This is a genomic window from Longimonas halophila, from assembly GCF_002554705.1.
Lineage (GTDB): Bacteria > Bacteroidota > Rhodothermia > Rhodothermales > Salinibacteraceae > Longimonas > Longimonas halophila.
Genome location: NZ_PDEP01000010.1, coordinates 71,312 through 88,010, shown reverse-complemented (window position 1 = coordinate 88,010; position 16,699 = coordinate 71,312). Strand labels below are relative to the sequence as shown.

11 protein-coding genes are annotated in these 16,699 nt (G+C 62.3%); 4 read left to right on the top strand and 7 right to left on the bottom strand.

The genetic code is table 11. The annotated features are described in order from the left end of the window. Nucleotides 1-100 precede the first annotated feature (100 nt). Both CRI93_RS11090 and CRI93_RS11085 read right to left on the bottom strand, forming a co-directional pair. The gene (locus tag CRI93_RS11090; protein WP_141491678.1) at nt 101-1,738 is read right to left on the bottom strand and encodes a hypothetical protein; all 1,638 of its coding nucleotides are present in this window, start codon (nt 1,736-1,738) and stop codon (nt 101-103) included. A 188-nt stretch (nt 1,739-1,926) separates the two neighbouring features. Continuing rightward, complete coding sequence (locus tag CRI93_RS11085) at nt 1,927-4,677, bottom strand: TonB-dependent receptor (RefSeq protein ID WP_098062707.1); 2,751 nt, start codon at nt 4,675-4,677, stop codon at nt 1,927-1,929. Between the two features lie 337 nt (nt 4,678-5,014). Between CRI93_RS11085 and CRI93_RS11080 the strand changes: the two genes are divergently transcribed. After that, nucleotides 5,015-5,695, top strand: coding sequence for a hypothetical protein (locus CRI93_RS11080; protein WP_141491677.1), 681 nt, complete (start codon nt 5,015-5,017; stop codon nt 5,693-5,695). Nucleotides 5,696-5,734: 39 nt separating this feature from the next. Here CRI93_RS11080 and CRI93_RS11075 read toward each other — a convergent pair whose 3' ends face one another. Further along, nucleotides 5,735-6,712 (bottom strand): YpdA family putative bacillithiol disulfide reductase, encoded by a 978-nt coding sequence (locus CRI93_RS11075; protein WP_098062774.1) that lies wholly within the window; start codon nt 6,710-6,712, stop codon nt 5,735-5,737. 298 nt (nt 6,713-7,010) lie between these two features. On the opposite strand from CRI93_RS11075, the gene CRI93_RS11070 reads away from it, so the two are divergent. Next, nucleotides 7,011-8,102: an alkene reductase gene (locus CRI93_RS11070; protein ID WP_098062705.1), complete on the top strand. Its 1,092-nt coding sequence runs from the start codon at nt 7,011-7,013 to the stop codon at nt 8,100-8,102. A gap of 243 nt (nt 8,103-8,345) precedes the next feature. Further along, nucleotides 8,346-9,209, top strand: a complete 864-nt coding sequence (locus tag CRI93_RS11065) for a cyclase family protein (RefSeq protein ID WP_098062704.1) — start codon at nt 8,346-8,348, stop codon at nt 9,207-9,209. A 386-nt stretch (nt 9,210-9,595) separates the two neighbouring features. Here CRI93_RS11065 and tadA read toward each other — a convergent pair whose 3' ends face one another. Then, nucleotides 9,596-10,066 carry a tRNA adenosine(34) deaminase TadA gene (gene tadA, locus CRI93_RS11060; RefSeq protein WP_098062703.1) on the bottom strand — a complete coding sequence of 157 codons (471 nt, stop codon included), beginning with the start codon at nt 10,064-10,066 and terminating at the stop codon, nt 9,596-9,598. Between the two features lie 594 nt (nt 10,067-10,660). Continuing rightward, the gene (locus tag CRI93_RS11055) at nt 10,661-11,938 is read right to left on the bottom strand and encodes an arginine deiminase (protein ID WP_098062702.1); all 1,278 of its coding nucleotides are present in this window, start codon (nt 11,936-11,938) and stop codon (nt 10,661-10,663) included. 194 nt (nt 11,939-12,132) lie between these two features. On the opposite strand from CRI93_RS11055, the gene CRI93_RS11050 reads away from it, so the two are divergent. After that, nucleotides 12,133-14,238 carry a M28 family peptidase gene (locus tag CRI93_RS11050; protein WP_098062701.1) on the top strand — a complete coding sequence of 702 codons (2,106 nt, stop codon included), beginning with the start codon at nt 12,133-12,135 and terminating at the stop codon, nt 14,236-14,238. Nucleotides 14,239-14,296: 58 nt separating this feature from the next. On the opposite strand, the gene truA is transcribed toward CRI93_RS11050, so the two are convergent. Both truA and CRI93_RS11040 read right to left on the bottom strand, forming a co-directional pair. Further along, nucleotides 14,297-15,037 (bottom strand): tRNA pseudouridine(38-40) synthase TruA, encoded by a 741-nt coding sequence (gene truA / locus CRI93_RS11045; RefSeq protein WP_098062700.1) that lies wholly within the window; start codon nt 15,035-15,037, stop codon nt 14,297-14,299. A 137-nt stretch (nt 15,038-15,174) separates the two neighbouring features. Then, nucleotides 15,175-16,635, bottom strand: coding sequence for a peroxidase family protein (locus tag CRI93_RS11040; RefSeq protein ID WP_098062699.1), 1,461 nt, complete (start codon nt 16,633-16,635; stop codon nt 15,175-15,177). Nucleotides 16,636-16,699: the final 64 nt, after the last annotated feature.

Genomic DNA, 16,699 nt, shown 5'->3' with positions numbered 1-16,699 from the left:
TCCCCCAACAACAAAAATGCCCGCTGCGCCGGGTCGTGGCACAGCGGGCAGACTTGTTCAACACCGCAGCGCGTTGTTCACTCGCCGCAGTGTGTGGGCACTACTCCAGTTCGCCAGTGCGGCTCAGGAGCGTCCAGCCGTCGGCCCAGTTGGTGGTGCCAAAGGCGCCGTGGTAATCAACTGACTGGTAGGTCCCGTTTACGCCGGGTCGGTCAAACTCGCTGGGTTCTGCCGGGGCGGTCGTGGCTTCGCCCGCAGCAAGCGGGTTAAACGATTGGATGAGCCCCCCGCTGTCACGGTTGATGCTCGTGATCGGCAGTTCGGTGCCGAACAGGTTGCCTTCCTCGCGTAGGTAATCAGCCAGATTGGTACGGAAGTCTTCGCCACCGTCGCCATCGCCCGTAAGCTGGATGATGTCTTCGAAGGTGGTGGCTTCCGGATCGAAGTCCGGGCCGATATTCCACCACAGATTGCTTTCGTAGCGGAGATCACCGTCTGACCAGCGCTCGCGGCTATCCTCACCTGAGGCTAAGTCTTCAATCTGCAGCCCCGCGTTCAAGCGTCCGTCCATGAATACGGATCCGAAGTACGACGTGGCGTTGTTATCGCGGTGGATGATGAAGGGATCGTTTCCGTCGCCTGCAACGTCTGCATCCGCAAGCTCGGGGCCAATGCCAATATACGTCGCATTGGCCACACGCACATCGGCGAAGGGGGTGCCGGCTTCGGGATCGGTGCCACCGTCTTGCTCGGCAATACGACCGGCTTCGTCGCCCGCTTGTACCGCGAGCCAGAACTGGTTGCTCCCGCGGTAGCCTTCGTCCATGTCGAAGGAGTCATCGGAGGCCCAGGCCGCAATCATGTGACGCTGGTTCACGGTTCCGCCGAACCACTCAAAGCCGTCGTCGTCGCTGGCGTAGGACTCGACATATTCGATGGTTGAGCCGTTACCCACGCCGCCGAGCGTAAGGCCCTGAATCTCGTCGCCGTTGCCAAGCTGCGTGCCGGTGTGGCGAATGGACACGAAGCGGAAGACGCCAATGTCATGGTCGTCGTTGTCTCCGCCATAAAGCGTGCGCTCATCGCCCGGTACGCCCTCAATATTGGTTTCGCCCGGTGTCGAGTTCAGCCCGGCATCGCCCAGCAGAATCACACCGCCCCACTCGCCACGGGTGTCACGCCCAAGGCCGATATCGTCGGCTGGAGCCGTGTTCGGGGTTACAGGGTCAGCTTCGGCAGTGAAGATGATCGGATCGGCCTGGGCCGGATCGTCACTTCCGGGATTGCCATCCGCAAAAATCTGCGCGTCCCGCGTCACAATGAGCGCCGCTGCGTTCTCGCCCGATCCAGCTACGCCTTTGATGATTGTGCCGGGCTCAATGTTAAGCGTCTGGTTTTCGAGCACGAAGACAAAGTTGTCAAGCTTGTAGACGTTGTCATTCGTCCACGTCACTTCGTTGACCTCGTCGCCGTCTTCGTTGACGTATCCAATGCCGAGATCGTCTTCGTCATCTGATACCGTGATTTCGGTAACGCCGTTCGTTTCGGTGGTGTCGTAGGTGGCTACGGTGAACGGCTCAGGATCTTCGCCAGGAGGCGTTACAACCCCGTCGTCATCATCGTCATCGCATCCGGCAAGCACGAGCATGAAGACCAGTGCAGTCACGCTCAAGATTCGGTACCACGCCGTCTGCCCGGTCTGGGACGGCTGTTTCGATGTTGTTGAGAATAAGGTCATAGGTGCAGACTTCGGAATGAATACGCAGAACTATGAGGAGGCGGTCTGTTTTTGTTTTGGTAACATACCGCCTTGAACCACCGAAGGGACGCGCCGCAATGGCTGCGTCCCTTCATTAGGTGGATGCTTATGGCCTGGCGCATGCATCGTAGCGCACCCGCCAGGTACGAGGTACAGGAGAGCGCATGTCAGAGTCCGTATGACACGCCGACCGACACGGTGCGCCCCAGTGGATTGCGGTCGTTGACAAAGGTGGTGCCACGGAAGGATTGCGACGTGACGTACTCAGCATCCAGTACGTTTTTGACAGATGCCTTCAGTGTGATGCCGTGCATGAGCGCCTGCGAGGCCGTCACGTCGAGCGTGCCGCGGGCCTCTTCGAAGATGTCGAGGCCGTTGCGCGTTACCGTATCAAGGCGCTCGCCAAACCGGTTGTAGAGGACATTCAGGCTCGTTCCGCTGTCGGGATTTTCGTAGCTTACGTTCAGGTTGACGAGATACGGCGACTGGCCCTGCAGCTGGCGCGTGGTGCTGGGGTTGTCGTCGAAGGCGCGGATTGCGTCGAGCTCTTCTTCGCTGCGGTCGACCTGTGACTGGATGAGCGACACGTTGGCGCCCACTTGCACGTATCGCAGCCACGAGGCCAGGCGATCGAGCTGGGTGCGCGCTTCTACTTCGAGGCCGTACACCGTGGCGCTCGACTTATTCAGGTACTCCACTACCACATCCGACCCAGCTGCCAGCGGATCGACCGTACGCTCGATGGGATCGGTAAACGACTTGTAGAATCCGCCCACGGAGAGCAGTTCGCCGCCGCGCATGAACCACTCCCACCGCAGATCCAGATTGTGAATGCGCGTGCGAGTGAGATCGGGATTGCCTATTTCGACGTAATCGCCGACAAAGTTGAACGAGTTAAAGGGCGCGAACTCGCGGAACGACGGGCGCGCCAGGGTGCGTCCGTAGGCCGCCCTTAGGTTCATATCGGGCTGCACTTCCCACACGAGATTGGCAGAGGGGAGCAGATCTGTCGTCTGAAACTCGCCCGTTCGGCTGTTGTCCACCGTCGCGATAGACATGTCTGTGTGCTCCACGCGCACCCCGCCGATGAACTCCAGGGTTTCAACACCCGGCACCGGCACCTCGGCCATCGCGAACCCGGCATACACGTCCTGCTCGCCATCGTAATTGCCCGTTGGCTGCGTACGGTTGAGTACGTAGGTTCCAAATTGGTTGCGTCCCCGTTCGTCTCTGCCAATGAGACCGGCCTGTTCGTTGATGTAGGCATTGGGATTGCCTCGAAAGCGTGCTTCGTCACTCAGATGCTCGAACCGTTGTTCACGAAACGTGCGCGAACGAAGCGTGAGTTGGCCGCCCGACTTGATCTGCGCCTCGCCGACAGGAAGCGTAAGCGTGAGCTTGGCCGACTGATTGTCTTCGGTCAGGTCGCGGAAGAAACGTGTGGGAGCGCGGTAGATAGAGCGGGAGATGCCAAAGGTGGTATCAGCCCCGGCAGTCGAGAATTGATTGGAGAAGAAGCGGTAGTCGGGCTCGTCGCGCGTGGTTTCAGCAAGGGACGCCGACCACTCGGCCCGCAGTCCCTCATCGCCAAACTGATGCGTCCCCCGCAGTTGGCCCGACCGCACCGAACGCTCGGTCGTGCGCAGCGCACGCGTCTGAAACACCTGATCGCCGCTCAGGTCGCGGGGCAGTGCCCCAGACTCAATGCGCGCCTCCTCTTCGGTTCCGGTGTTGTACAGCAAGCGTGCCCCGATCTCATGCTGCGGAGTGATCTGAAACGCGGCTGCTACAAATCCGCTCCAGAGCGTCTCTTCTACGCCTTTCTGTGTGGTAAAGTCGGCCGTTGGGTTCAGAGTCTCGGAGGCCACACCCACCTGCTGAAACCGCGCAGTGGTGCCGCCCGAAAAGCCGTCGAACGAGCGATCGTACGAGAATGAGCCAATGACGCCCAGCGCCCGCCCGTTGAGCACCTCGAATTGATTGCCGGCGGCAATTTCGATGCTTTGGTTCCCGACAACAGATTCTTCGGCTGGTACAATGGGAGTGGCAAACGCACGCGTGGCTGCGTTGAGTCGGTCTGCTGCAGCGTCGTCGTTAAACGCTTGGCCCAGGGTCGAGGGCAGATCGCCCTGTGCAGCATCGGGCACCGAGTTGAGCCCTCCGGTCGGACGCATCACATCGCCGCCAAGCCCGACTTCAGTGTTGAAAGAGGACGAGATGGAAGCACTGAAGAAAAACTGGTCGGGCAGCGCTTTCGTCGCAATATCAATCGATCCGCCCGTAAAGTTACCCGCCCGGTCAGGGGTGAAGGTTTTTGTAGCGACGATGTTGTCGATGATGTTCGACGGGAAGAGATCCAGCGCTACGCTGTTTCCATCCGGATCGGAACTGGGCAGGTCCGTGCCATTGAGTTGCGTATCTACGTAGCGCCCTTGCAGCCCGCGCATGTTTACGTACTTGCCTTCGAGCACCGATGCGCCCGTCACCTTGCTCATGGCATCGGCAGCATTGCCCGCGCCCGAGCGGCCAATGGCCTCGGCGCTGATGGCATCGCTCACGCCCGAGGCACGCTGGCGCTGGCGCAGCAGCCCCGCCTCGGAGTCACGCGCCGCCTGGGCGGTCACAGTCACTTCGTTGAGCGTACTGGTTTCGGAGGTGAGATCAATGTCGAGGCGGGTCGTCTCTCGGGCCTCCACCGAAACGCCTTCAACGATTTTTGCCTGATAGCCGGTGTAGGAGAATCGTACGTCGTATTCGCCTGGATCCAGGTTGGCGAGGCGATAGCGGCCTTCCAGATCGGCCGCCGTGCCCTGCGTCGTGCCCACAATAGCGACTGTAGCTCCAATCAGGGGATCGCCCTGCTCAGCATCCACCACCACGCCAGCAATGGTACCGGTTTGGGCGGATGCAATGGGCATCCCTGCGCCTCCAAGAAGTGCAAACGTTACAGCGAGCGTTGTAACCAGATACCGCACAGTACATCGGGACTTACGAGGTAAAGCAAGAATGCATCATGGCTGCGCGTGGCAGCCCTGTTCTGATGCATCGCATAACGTAAGGGCGCAATGTTACCTCAGGATTGCTTCTGCGTAGCGCTTGTGTTACGATCGGCGTGCGCAACACCCAATGTGACGACCCGGGCCGTGCAGGCGGCTATGTGAACCCCTGGGGATGTCCTTCTTGCTCTGCCCGACCGATTTGCAATACGTTGTCCCCGATACGCTCGCACCAACCGCACCAAGTTGCTCTCCCGATATGCGTTCTTCTTGTTTCTGGATGTGCGTTGTGGCCGGGCTGCTGCTTGTTGGATACACGACTGCTGCAGCTTCTCCCGTATCGTCCCGCAGCGCGCCCCCATCCGTAGCCGACACGACGAACTACCCGCCACCGCCGGATGGCAACGACCATGAGTGTGCCGACAGTATAGCGGGCTGTATCGTGGGCGCGGCGCTCTATGCTGTGTTTGCCCCCGCCTTCAACGCGCTCTTTTCGGATGTACGCATCGCGGCCGCCGGCGGATCGGCCGCCGCGCTGAGCCTGCGTGTGGGACGCACCCTGCGCTACGACTCGGGCGCAGGTCCGGCGGTCTTTCCGTATGCAGCGGTGGGCATCCGCTCGCAACAGCTCGCTCAGCCCGACCCTGCGCTCCGCACCGAACGCGTATTTTTGGAAACGACCGTCGGCCTCCGCTCGCCCGTGCACACCTGGACCTCAGGCGGCGCGGACTGGCTTCAGCGCATTCGTCTGGATGCTGAGGCGCAGTGGCTGCACCGCGGTAGCACGCACGACCACCTGTGGCTCGAAGCCGCTCCCGGACTCATGACTTCCACTGGCTCCTCCACCCGACTGGTACTGGCGCCCACGCTCTCCGTCGCCCTCGCCGGACCGCGACAGGGCCTGGTGCGCCCCGGACTGAGTCTGGGTGTGCATTGGTAGGGAAGGCCCTCCGTCGACAGGTCACAACTGGCGTATCCTTCACGCCGCCACCGCCAGCCGCTCAGCGATGTGGTCCATCACCTTCTCGGCGTGGAAGCGTCCGTTTTCGATGAACCAGCGGCTCGTGTCGCAGCCGCCGCAGATGGTGCCCGCCAGGTAGAGCCCCTCGCGATTCGTCTCGAACGTCTCGCCCTCTTCGTCGTGCACCGGCGTGCGGGCCGCGTCGTTGCGGATCGCCACGCCCATCGTCTCCAGGAGCGCGTAGTTCGGCTTGTAGCCAATCAGCGGAAGCACAAAGTCGTTGGCGATGGTCACCGGCCCCTCAGGCGTATCCATCTCGACCGTGTCGTCGGTGATGGCCGTCACCTCACTCTCAAAGTACGCCGTGATCGAGCCTTCTTTGATGCGATTCTCCAGGTCGGGCTTAATCCAGTACTTTACGCCCTCGTCGATGGCATCGTCGCGGATGATCATCGTCACGTTGGCGTCGCTGCGGTGGCAGGCCAGCGCGGCTTTGGCGGCGGAGTTGCCTGCGCCCACAATCGCCACGTCTTGCAGCGCGTACGGGTACGGCTCCTTGAAGTAGTGGCTCACTTTGTCGAGCTCCTCGCCCGGCACGCCCAGCCGGTTGGGGATGTCGTAAAACCCGGTGGCCACCACCACGTTGCGCGTGCGGTGCGTGCCCTGTTCGGTAACGACCGTGTAGTCCTGCGGCGTGCCCTCCAGATCGGTGACGCGCTCGTACAGGCGAATGTCCAGCTCCTCGGCTACCGCTACGCGCCGGTAGTAATCGAGCGCATCCTCGCGGCGAGGCTTGTAGTCGCGCGTGGCAAAGGGGTAGCCGCCAATCTCCAGCGGACGCGGCGTGGAGAAGAACTCCATGCGCGTGGGGTAGCCAATAAACGAGTTGCAGAGCGCCCCTTTGTCAATGATGCGCGCCGAAAGGCCGCGCCGCTTCGCTTCGATTCCGCACGCCAGTCCCACCGGACCCGCGCCAATAATCACTACATCCTGCATATCGGACATGCGTATAAATGAGCACCTTGACAACAACCTGTACCGATGAGGTTAAAGCCCACGGGTGAGCGTGCAGTTTCACGCTTGCAGACTTCGTTGCGATCGGGCACTATGCTGCGTATCCCCCCAAAAGAATATGTTTAAACACAGAGTTTTGTAATTCAACACTGTTTTCAGGGGAATACGACAGGCTGTAAGATTGTTGAAACGGGTACGCAAGCGTGGCACTTCTGCCTATCGGTGCCGGTTCGTGCGGTTGATTTGTAGGTTTATCTTCTCACCAACGCCCATCGCAGCTATGAAGCTTCTTTCCTCGTACGACCTGGGCCCGCTGGCGCTGCCCAACCGCGTGATTATGGCGCCCATGACGCGCAACCGCGCCGCCGGTGATTCGGGCACGGTGCCCACCGATATGATGGCGACCTATTATACGCAGCGCGCCTCGGCGGGGCTTATCATCACCGAAGCCACGCAGGTCACGCCGCTCGGACAGGGCTATCCGAACACGCCGGGCATCCACAGCGAGGAGCAGATTGCAGCCTGGCGGCACATCACCGACGCGGTGCACGAGTCCGACGGACGCATCTTCAGTCAGCTGTGGCATGTGGGCCGCATCTCGCACGGGTCGTACCACGACGGCGCCAAGCCGGTGGCCCCCTCAGCGATTGCAGCAGACGGCGAGGCGATGACGGCCTCGTTCGAGATGGAGCCGTTCCCCACCCCGCGCGCCCTCTCGACCGATGAGGTCCGTGAGGTGGTGCAGCAGTACCGCCACGGCGCGGCCTCGGCCAAAGAAGCCGGCTTCGACGGGGTAGAGATCCACGCCGCCAATGGCTACCTGATTGATCAGTTCATTCAGAGCGGCACCAACAAGCGCACCGACCGCTACGGCGGCACGCTCGCCGACCGCCTGCGCTTTCTGCGCGAGGTGACCGAGGCCGTCTTGCAGGTGTGGGATGCCGACCGCGTGGGCGTGCGCCTTTCGCCTGGCGGCACCTTCAACGACATGCACGACGACGACACGATCCAGACGTTTGGCCGCGCGGGCGAGGTGCTGAGCGAGTACGACCTGGCCTACCTGCACACGGTAGAGACGGAACTGCCTACCGGCGAGACCGCCTCGGCCCTGATGCGCGAAGCCTACGACGGCACGCACATCATCTGCGGCGGCTACGAGCGCGAATCCGGTGAAGAGGCTCTGCAAGCCGACCGCGCCGACCTGATTGCGTATGCGCGCCTCTTCCTGGCGAACCCGGATCTGCCGGAGCGCTTCGCTCAGGATGCCCCGCTCAACGAATGGGACGAAAGCACCTTCTACGGCGGCGATGCCGAAGGCTACATCGACTACCCGACGCTGGACCAAGTCGAGGAACAGAAAGCCGCGGCGTAACACGCTTCGGTTTGGCTCTGCCAGCACACGCTGAACAGCACAACGCGCCTCGATCCATGCAGGGTCGGGGCGTTTTTTTGTTGGGCGGTGTAGGGACACGGCGCGCCGTGTCCCTACGGAGATTGGCAGCATGCCCAAGCGCAGATCGCCATCCTTCCTTCCTTCCTGCTTGCAATCCACCGCCGCGTTGTTCATCTTGGCTTCACTGCCACAGATTTCACTACACACGTGTTGCGCTTTACCATGCCGCGCTTGCTCCCCTCCGTTGTTCTCGCTTCCGTACTGCTGATCACACTCACAGCATGCAAGGCCCCGTCGCCCAACGCCGATGCACCCGAAGCGTCTGATTCCGACACGACCGCTGTTGCCTTCCCCGATGGCGAACTGGTCGACCTCTCGCATTCCTTTAACGCCGAAAGCATCTACTGGCCCACCGCGACCCAGGAGTTTGAGCTGACGGAAGAGTTCGTGGGCGAGACCAACGGCTACTTTTACAGTTCGTACGTCTTTACCGGCGCTGAGCACGGCGGCACGCACATGGACGCGCCGTTTCACTTCGCTGAAAGCGCCGAGGCCGCCGAGGAGCAGTTCACCGTCGAGGAGATCCCCGTAGATCGGCTTATCGGTCCGGCTGTCGTAATCGATGTGCGCGAGCAGGCTACCAACGACCGCCTCTATCAAGTGCAGGTGGCCGATTTCGAGGCATGGGAGGCCGAGCACGGTCGCATTCCCGACGGCGCCATGGTGCTCTTGAATACGGGCTCGGCGCAGTTCTACCCCGACCGCGAGGCGTACATGGGCACCGACGAACGCGGCGAGGAGGCCCTGCCCGACCTGGAGTTTCCGGGCTTGCATCCCAATGCTGCGGAGTGGCTGGTCGCGAACCGATCCATTCAGGCCATTGGGCTGGATACACCCAGCATCGACTACGGGCCGTCGGAGGACTTTGCCGCGCACCGGATTCTCTTTCCGGAGAACATTGCCGTCTTCGAGAACCTCACCAACCTGAACGACCTGCCTGCTACGGGTGCGCACCTCATGGCGCTGCCCATGAAGATTGAAGGCGCGGGCGGCGCGCCGCTTCGGGCCGTGGCGGTGCTGCCGTAGTAGGAGCACAGCGTGTGACTTTTTGAGATGGCAGCGGTTCAATGATAAGTGATTGTCATGTAGGCTACATCATCGTAGTCTGTCCCAACCCCCTCTGTCTGCCGACATCTCCCCCTTGGAAAAGGGGGAGAAACCCGAAGGGAGAGGGGGTTCGAACAAAACGAGAGTTCGGTGTCCCTTAGCTTTATCACTTAGCGTCTACCCACTACCTTTGAGATTAATCCCAGGACCTGTCACCGACGGTCCCCCGTCGGTGCATGGGGCGGAAGACGCTCCTGCGTCCGACCCGCGTAGGGGCACGGGCGCGCCATGTCCCTACGGAATGGCAGCACGCCCAGACGCAGACCGCCATCCCTCCACCCTTCCATCCCTCCATTTCACCACATCTACCCCCGTTTCGCGCGGAAAAACGCCCGTAGCATGCTGGAGGCGCGGTCGGATTCGAGTCCGCCAACAACCTCAATCTGGTGATTCAGGCGCTCATCTTGCCCGATGCGGAAGAGCGTATCCACCGCGCCCGCTTTTTCGTCGTAGGCGCCGAACACCAGACGCTTCAGACGGGCATGCACCAGCGCCCCGGCGCACATCGGGCAGGGTTCGAGGGTGACGTACAGCGTGCAGTCGTGCAGAAATTTGCGTCCGAGCGTGTCGCAGGCCGCCGTCACCGCCATGATCTCAGCGTGCGCCGTGGGGTCGCCCAGTTGCTCGACCAGGTTGTGCCCGCGCCCCACCACGCGCCCGTCGTGGACGATCACCGCGCCCACGGGCACCTCGTCGGCGTCGAAGGCGCGCTCGGCCTCGCGAAAGGCCTTCTGCATCCACGTGCGGTCGGCGTCAAGGAGCGAAGACAGGGCCATGGGGATGCGTGCTTTATTCGATACGGCGTGCCGACAATGCAAACGTCCAACGGGGGACCGTTGGATGCTGCGAAGTTTCTATTCCGAGAGCAATCGCCTGGCATCCGACGACATGGTTCGTCCTCCGCTCAAGACGACAGAATGCTGCGATGATTTCCGTTTGTACACAGAGCCTTTCGCATCCCACAGCTTCAGAGTCTGTTTGGGTTTGGGTTTGCAGGCGAGAGCGAGCAGCAATGTGGCGAAAATTGGACCGCGATGGAGGTTCGTAGCCGGGGCTACGGGTCGAGATCGGGGGCAATTTGCAGCCCATTGAAGCCGCTCGCAGCCCAAAGTAAAAACTAAACCACCACCGACTGAAAGTCGGTGGGTTTGATGGCCGACTGAAAGTCGGCTGAAGCTTATTCTCGAACCAAACTGCCCACCCCGCACTCTTTTGCTCAGGCAATTTGCCAACTCCGTAGTGCCTGGAGAAAGGCGGTCTCTACGCAAGACCGCCTTTCCCGAAAAGCGATGCTGAAAGCGGCTCGTCTGAAAGACGAGGGTTTGGGACCAACTTTTTTGGAAATCAAAACAGGCTCTCAACCTTACCCTCTACATATCATGAATCGACGTGCGGGCCAGGGGCAGCGTCATGCAGCGGGGGCCGCCGCGTCCGCGTGAGAGTTCGGTGCCGGCCAGTTGAATGGCCAGCTTCTCATCCCCCGGTGTGAACGTGCTGTCCTGGTAGTATGACAGGAAGTTCTCGGCGGACACCACGCGGTATCCGTGGTTGCGCAGCTCCTCGAACGTGCGGCGGTTGCGTTCATATCCCACAATAACGCCCGGCGCTACCGCAAACACATTCGCGCCGTCGGTCCACTGCTCGCGCTCCTGGTTGATGCGATCCGGCCCCCCGCACGGAATGAACGTGAGGTCGCGGTCGATTAAGTCGTTCAGCACGTCACACAGGTTCGGACGCATATCGGTGATGAACTGGCCCGGCTCGCTGCCCTCGGTAAGATGCACCGCGTAGCCGTAGCTCGGGTCGTCGACCAGTGGCGGGAAGGCCACGCACTCGTTTGGCGAGGCAAACGTAAACACCGTATCCAGATGCATGGTGGAGCGGCGCTTCGGCAGATCCACCGCCAGCACGTGCTCAATGGGCGTGTGCTCAAACACCTGATGCGCAATCGCCATGATCGCGCCAAACGACGTACGCTCGGAGTGCCCAATGAGCAGCACATCGGGCGCGGCCATGAGCAGGTCGCCGCCCTCGAACGTGACGCCCTCCGGCAATGTGATGACGCGGTCTTTCACATCGTTAAAGAACCGGTGGTGGTGCAGCAGCACCTGCATGATGATACTCTCGCGCGAGCGCGCTGCCGTGGCGGCATGGCTAATCACAATGCGGTCGTGCACCACCGCCGCCAAGTCGCGCGTAAACATAAGGTTCGGCAGCGGTGGCAGCCGCAGCGGCAGTGGCGACTCTCCGGTGAGCGCCAGGCTATGCAGTTCGCTCGGAGCCAGCTGCTTCAGCTCATGCCGCACCGCCTGGATGTTCGTCTCCGGCATCACACGACAGAGCCGGTCGATGAAATCCGCCCGCGCATCCTCCTGCTGAAATACATCCAGCAGCAGCTCGCTCACCTGCAAGACCGCCCCCGGCGCATCCACCACCTTCTCGAAGAGCGTGCACATGAGCAAGTGCTCATCGCGGGCATTGCCCAGAAACAGAATGTCGTCGAAGAGCAGGTCCAGGCGATTGTCCGGCGCCACCAGTTCCATCTCGTGGCCCGGCGTGTGCACCAGTACCTGTTCGAGCGGCATCGATTCGGTATCGACCTGGAAGGTGGCCGACTCAGGACGCGGCGGAGCGACGGTATCGGGCATAAAACATGGTACCTATTAATCGAAAAACGGGCGTGATGGAAGCGCTTTGCATCTATGCGGTTTCGTGCGCAACGCGCCTGCATACACCATACGAACCAGCGCACGCAAAGGTTAGCCGTGCTCTATTTGAGTTTGATGGAAACGAAAGCGATACTGCACATCCGCCACCCGCTCTGTCTCTTGCCCTCTTGCCTATGCGTTCCTGGATTCTCTGTCTCGTTTGTGCCGTGCTCCTGCTCGCTGCCGAGCCCCATCCGGTCTCCGGACAGGCACTGACCGGCTTTACCCCCGACCGTGCCGCCACGCAGCAACAGTGTGAAGCCCAATTCCTCGATGCGCCCTCGTCCGACGGCTTCCGCGCCCACCTCGAAGCCCTCACCGCCGATCCGCACCCCGCCGGTACCGAGGCCAACGACGAGGTCGGCATGTACATCGGTCGGCAGATGGAGGCCGCCGGGTTCCAGGTGGACCGCTACCCGTACGATCTCTACATGCCCAATCCCGAGGAGGCTTCTGCCTCTGTCGCACTCGTTACGCCGCAGCGCATGCCGTTGGGTATTCAGGAAGACATTCTGGAGGATGACCGCTTTTCGGATCACCCCGCCCTTGGCCCCGGATGGAACGCGTACGCGGCCTCGGGCACCGTCACCGCCGAGATCGTCTACGCCAACTACGGGCGGCGTGCGGACTTTCAGCAGCTCGATGAGATGGGCATCGACCTGTCGGGCAAAATCGTGATTGCGCGCTACGGTGGCAACTTTCGCGGCTACAAAGCCAAGTACGCCGAAGAATATGGCGCAGCCGGACTCATCATGTACACCGATCCCGCAGACAGCGGCTACACGCAGGGCCTCACCTATCCCGAGGGACGTTATGTGCACGAGAGCGGCATCCAGCGCGGCTCCATCCTGACTCCGCTGGGCGGCGACCCGCTCACGCCCGATGGCCCCGCCCTCCCGCTCGACGACCCCAACAGTCCCGAGCGCCTTGACCCCGCCGAGGCCGACCTGCCCCGCATCCCCGTAGCGCCGCTCTCGTACCGCTCCGCCCGCGAAATCCTCTCGCGCATGCAGGGCGATGCGGTGCCCGGCGGCTGGCAGGGCGGCTTGCCGTTCACCTACCGCGTGACTGGCGGCGCAGCGCTCACCGTAGAGCTGTCGGTGGAGCAGCCGAAAGACATCACCCGCGCCACCAACGTCGTGGGCGTGCTCGAAGGCACCACGCATCCCGACGAATGGATCATCCTCGGGTCGCACTTCGACGCCTGGGCCTTTGGCGCCACCGATCCGAATAGCGGCACGGCCTCGCTGCTCACCCTGGCCGACGCGCTCGGATCGCTCGATAGCGACTGCGCCCCACGCCGCAGCATCCTGATTGCCCACTGGGATGCCGAGGAGTACGGCATCCTGGGCTCGCTGGAGTGGGTGCGTCAACTCAAGGAGCAGTTGGATGCCGGGGGCGTCACCTACATCAACGCGGATGGTGCCGCGACGGGGCTCCGCTTTAGTGGGGCGGCCTCACCGCTCATGAAGCAGCCGATCCTCAATGCCGCCCGCTCCGTTCCGCATCCCAACGACGATGCCGACACGGTGTACGACCACCTCGCTACGCGTCATGACGCCGCCGACGATGCCCTCGGCAACCTGGGCGGCGGCTCCGACCACGTGGGCTTCGTGACGCACATCGGCGTGCCGTCGGCATCGCTCTCCATGTCGGGCAACACACCCATCTACCACTCCAACTACGACTCCTTCGCCTGGTACGAGCGCTTCGGTGATCCCTCGTTTCAGAGCGGAGCCACCCTCGCCCAGGTCGACGGCCTGCTGGCGCTGCGCTTTGCTAATGCCGACGTGCTGCCCTACGACGTGGAGCGCTACGCGCAGGACACGCACGCCCACCTCGACGCCCTCGAAGAGATTGCCACCGAACGCGACATCGATTTCGACCCGGCCCCGCTCCGCACCCTGGCCGACGAGATGGCGGCTGCAGCCGCGGCCTTCACGGAAGCGCGCGATGCGTACGTAGAGTCCGGACGTTCGGCCTCCCCCGAGCTCAACCAGGCGCTGCTTCAGCTCAGCCGCGCCCTCATGGATGCCGACGGCTTGCAATCGGGCGGACTGCACCGCTCGCTCTACGTCTCGCCCGATCCCTTCAGCGGATACGCGTCGTGGATGCTACCGGGCCTGCGCTACGAACTGGAAACCGACGCCTCCGACCTAAACGCGTGGTTGGATCGCTACGAACAGGCGTTTGCGGATCTGGTCGACCGCATCGACGCAGTCACGACGCAATTGCAGTAGAGACGTCCCACTGGGGCGTCTCTACTGCTGCAACCCAGTGAGACGTCTCTACTACGGTTTATGCCTCGTACTCCACCCGCTCCAGCACCAGCCCCTCGGGCGGCATGGCGGGTCCGGCTTCGCGGCGGTCTTTGGTTGCTAACACGCGCGGCAGATCATCGACCGGACGCCGCCCTTGCCCAATATCGAGCAGCGTGCCTACAATAGCGCGCACCATGCCGTGCAGGAAGCGCGAGCCCTCAATCTCAAAGCGCCAGTCGCCACGGTCACTCTCCGGCACCCACTGCGCGTGCCGGATGGTGCACACGCGGTTCTCCGTCTCCGACTGCACCAGGCAGAACGCACCGAAGTGCTGTTCACCCAGCAGGTCGGGCGTAGCCTGCTGTATGGCGTCGAAGTCGGGCACCGGGCGCACGTGGGTGCGGATGTGTCGCTCCAGCGCGCGCGGCTGCGTGCACAGATAGTAGTGGTAGCGTCGCCAGCGAGCATCGTAGCGGGCATGGAAGTCCGCGTGCGTACGCTCCACCTGTCGCACGGCAATGCCCGGCGGGGTGAGCGCATTCAGGCTGCGGCGCAGGCGATACGGATCGGTGCCGTCGGGCACATCGACATGGGCCACCTGACCGCGCGCGTGGACGCCGGCATCGGTGCGACCGGAGCCGGTCAGGCGCGGCGCAGGATCGAGCACTGTATCGAGCGCCTCCTCCAGTGCGCCCTGCACCGTGGGCACCTCCGGCTGCACCTGCCACCCATGAAAGTTGGTACCGTCGTATTCGATGCAGAGGCGCAGGCGCGGCATAGCGTTGGACACAAGTGCGGAGACCATCACGCAGAATCAATCGGATGCTGCCTGTAGCCCTCATTCCCCCAGGCGTTCCGCACCATGGCGGCCCCTCTTCGTATCCAACGCCTTATCGCCGTGCTTCCCCATCAGCGCTATGCCATGGCCGGATCGGGCTGCGGCACCTCGTACGTCAGCATCTGGCCCAGCGTGGCCACGCCGACCCCGTCGCTGGGATGCCAGCTCCGGTTTTGCGCCAGGTAGGATCGCCCGTCGAGCTCCAAGAGCCCAATCAGCGTCTCGGCGACAATCCGGGCACCAACGGGGCCAAGGCCCTCGCGCTCCTCGAACAGTCCCGGCTCGGTTTCTCGCCCAATGCGCTCTGCTTCCACCAGCAGGTAGAACCACAGCGGGGTACCCGAGCGCAGGTCGATATCTGACCCTGCCATGTTCTGCGCGGCAGTCGATACATTGTCGATCTCGTCGCTGGGGCGCTCCATAGCGCGCGCTATCTGCTCGCCACTGGGCAGCAAGAATGCTTGACCGCGCAACAGATTACGCGTGGCCAGCGACGCCTCAGCCGGCGGCTGGATGAACGGAAGATCCAGCAAGTCGGGCGCGAGTTTGCTATCGAGTTTCTCGGCCATCTGCACATTACGATCAGCCGAGGTCGCTGCCAGCTCGTACCAGTCCACCACGGCAGCGGGGCTGCTGAGCGGACTAAACCCATGCCCCAGTGTGGGCCCAAACACGTGGTGCGTGGGATTTGAGCGCTGAATGTGGATGCGCTGGGGTATCATCGAGTGGCCAAACCGGTACGCCGCTACTGAAAACTCGATGGGAATGAACGGGACGTCGGTGTCGGAGCAGAAGAACCGCCGTCCGTTGCCCAGAATGTCAGCGACCACCGCACGCCCGCACATCGCAGGCAGAAAGTCCTCGACGACCGTCCACTGGTAGTGCCAAGTCGTAAGGCGCCGGGCGGCTTCGTAGAGTTCGTGTCCGGTGAGCGCTTCGCCGTTCTGGGCGCCCCCGTGTAGCGTATCGACGACGTGATTGTGAAACCGCAGCATGGCCAGATGCATCTGCGAGATGATGCGGTTCTCGTCGTTACGCGGGTCGCCAATGAGCGCCGTACCGTGCGCGGTGCGCGACAGATCGGCAGCGGCCAGATCATCGGGCTGCGGTGCGCCGTCGACCTGCGCCGCCGTGCCATCGGCTCCAGTCAGAAGCTTCACGCCGCCAAACTCGCCCGAGCCGTGGTACAGGTGCGGGCTGGCCTCGGGGCCGCCCCCGTACACCGAATCCAAATCGAGCGTGGGCGTGCGCACATTGGGCGTCTCGGCCTCGTCGTTCACCTCGGCGAGGCTCGACGTTACATCGAGCGTGATATCGTGGTCGATGAACTGGCCAAAGAACACCGTTCCTACCGGTACCGAGTTGGTGCGGTCGGATGCGCTCCCGCCATCCATCGGCCCACCGGGCCGCCCGATCTGCTGCAACTGATCGGGACGCATGTACAGCGGGGGCAGGTTAAACAGCCGACCGAAGCGATCGCCCCGTGCGCCCTGGTGTCCGTAGCGGCAAAATGCATGAATGCCTTTCAGGCTTGTCATTCCATGATGATGCGGCATAACAATCTCCTCGTGTTGTGAATTGTATCGGAGTGCGAAAGCGACG

Bases quoted from the DNA above. Each gene is read 5' to 3' on its own strand.
- CRI93_RS11090 (WP_141491678.1), bottom strand. From the start codon at position 1,738: ATGACCTTATTCTCAACAACATCGAAACAGCCGTCCCAGACCGGGCAG.
- CRI93_RS11085 (WP_098062707.1), bottom strand. From the start codon at position 4,677: ATGCCCATTGCATCCGCCCAAACCGGTACCATTGCTGGCGTGGTGGTG.
- CRI93_RS11080 (WP_141491677.1), top strand. From the start codon at position 5,015: ATGCGTTCTTCTTGTTTCTGGATGTGCGTTGTGGCCGGGCTGCTGCTT.
- CRI93_RS11075 (WP_098062774.1), bottom strand. From the start codon at position 6,712: ATGCAGGATGTAGTGATTATTGGCGCGGGTCCGGTGGGACTGGCGTGC.
- CRI93_RS11070 (WP_098062705.1), top strand. From the start codon at position 7,011: ATGAAGCTTCTTTCCTCGTACGACCTGGGCCCGCTGGCGCTGCCCAAC.
- CRI93_RS11065 (WP_098062704.1), top strand. From the start codon at position 8,346: ATGCCGCGCTTGCTCCCCTCCGTTGTTCTCGCTTCCGTACTGCTGATC.
- tadA (WP_098062703.1), bottom strand. From the start codon at position 10,066: ATGGCCCTGTCTTCGCTCCTTGACGCCGACCGCACGTGGATGCAGAAG.
- CRI93_RS11055 (WP_098062702.1), bottom strand. From the start codon at position 11,938: ATGCCCGATACCGTCGCTCCGCCGCGTCCTGAGTCGGCCACCTTCCAG.
- CRI93_RS11050 (WP_098062701.1), top strand. From the start codon at position 12,133: ATGCGTTCCTGGATTCTCTGTCTCGTTTGTGCCGTGCTCCTGCTCGCT.
- truA (WP_098062700.1), bottom strand. From the start codon at position 15,037: ATGCCGCGCCTGCGCCTCTGCATCGAATACGACGGTACCAACTTTCAT.
- CRI93_RS11040 (WP_098062699.1), bottom strand. From the start codon at position 16,635: ATGACAAGCCTGAAAGGCATTCATGCATTTTGCCGCTACGGACACCAG.